The following is a 530-nucleotide window of genomic DNA, read 5'->3' as shown; positions in this document are numbered from 1 at the left end:
ACCTCATCTTGTAGCGCTAAGGGCGGCATAGGCATACCCGTCTTCAGACCTGCGACCTCAATACTGCGCGGATGTACACCCTCACCGAGCATAGCGACGCCTTCTGACACATAAGTGCCGAATACGCGCGAAGTATAAAACCCGCGACTATCATTGACGACGATTGGCGTTTTGCCGATTTGCAAGACATAATCAAAAGCTTTGGCTAAGGTGTCATCATCCGTTTGCTCGCCCATGATAATCTCAACGAGTGGCATCTTGTCGACGGGCGAGAAGAAATGCAGACCAATAAATTGCTGTGGGCGTTTGCTCGCTTGGGCCAGCCCGGTAATAGGCAAGGTTGAGGTGTTAGACGCATAAACGGCTGATTCTGGAATCACGGCTTCAGACTGCTGAGTACACTTGGCTTTGATTTCACGATTTTCAAACACCGCCTCGATGATTAAATCGCACTCTGCTAAATCGTCATAAGAGACGGTCGGGTGAATACGATTAAGTAGCGCTTGCTTCTTATCCTCAGTTGAGCGCTT

Annotated in this window: 1 protein-coding gene; it reads right to left on the bottom strand. The window is 49.4% G+C overall.

The annotated features are described in order from the left end of the window. The coding region (locus ACTXGO_RS16180) for a 3-hydroxyacyl-CoA dehydrogenase family protein (RefSeq protein WP_443575245.1) at positions 1-530 on the bottom strand (530 nt) is incomplete at both ends.

The sequence above is a fragment of the Psychrobacter sp. T6-1 genome (genome assembly GCF_052258445.1).
Note: the sequence above shows the minus strand (reverse complement) of the source record. Positions and strands in the feature narration are given on the sequence as shown.